General features: G+C 38.3%; 1 protein-coding gene and 1 pseudogene. Both read left to right on the plus strand.

Annotated features, from left to right (window positions below):
- Positions 1 to 948: HNH/ENDO VII family nuclease (locus tag ME1_RS08300; RefSeq protein WP_004864942.1), on the plus strand; the 948-nt coding region annotated here is incomplete at its 5' end.
- A gap of 50 nt (positions 949 to 998) precedes the next feature.
- Positions 999 to 1093, plus strand: a pseudogene (locus ME1_RS08390) (SMI1/KNR4 family protein); the annotation flags it as partial.

A 1093-nucleotide genomic window follows, 5' to 3' on the forward strand; every position in this document is an offset into this window, starting at 1 on the left:
AACGCTGTGAACAACATAATATTACAAATGATAATATTTGCTAGCAATCCATGGGAGGGCGGTAAAAGGGCTGTTAAAGACATTGGAACAGGAGCTTCTTGGGTCGTGAGTGGACATGCGATTGATGATGTCTGGGAAGGTGCTGGTCAATTTTGGAGAGGTGTTGAGGCTTCCTTTATAGGGGATATGGATTACGTAAAAGAGAATTTTGAAAAAGCGGGAGTTGACGGAGCTTTTAATGCTGGTTTTGAAAGTGGAAGATTATCAGCCGGAGTGTTAGAAAACTTTGCTGGAGGTGCTGGAGTAGTCAAGGAAGGTGTAAAGCTTGGCGAAAATGCTCTGATCAAGTTCAATGCTAGGAAAGATTTTGCCCAATTTGCTTCCAAGAAAAATCTTGCAGAACTTGCAGCTCAGGGAGATCCTGCCAAACTTGCAGCGAAGAAAGAACTAACTAAATTCGCTGCTAAAGAAAAAAAGCTTTGGTTAAAAAAGAAACCCACTAAATTTACCGATAGCAAATTTGCTCAGACAAACAAAGCCTATCAGAGAGACGATTTGTTTGATCCTAACAGAGTTTCTGATTGGGAAGAAAAAGGAAAAACGGTGTGGGGCACTAATATTGAGAGAATGAAAACAGGAAGAGCACCTATAGGATTTGATAATAAGCCTGTTGAGTTGCATCACCTCTTGCAAACACATGAGGGGCCGATAGCAGAAATTAGCAAGGAACTTCATAACAAATATAATTCCGTGATTCATGTTAATCCAAAAACACATCAATCACTTATAGAGAGAGAAAAGTTTAAAAAATGGAGAAAGGAATATTGGAAGGATCGTGCTCAGGGGTACAAAGAAGGAAAAAATAGTAACTTAGGAGGAATAATCGATATGAAATGGGGTATCATAGGTCTCAATTTTGACAGATGGGGACAGGAGCATCAGCAGTAATGCTCTACGGTTGATGAAAAGAGAGAAAAAAGAAGTTTGGAGAATAATTAATGAAAACCTATACCTTAGATGATGTTGCAGTATTAATTGATAAAGTGAATAAATATGATGATGATATTATCCATTTTCGTACTGAAGAAAATGC

The sequence above is a fragment of the Bartonella vinsonii subsp. arupensis OK-94-513 genome (assembly GCF_000278235.1).
Lineage (GTDB): Bacteria > Pseudomonadota > Alphaproteobacteria > Rhizobiales > Rhizobiaceae > Bartonella > Bartonella arupensis.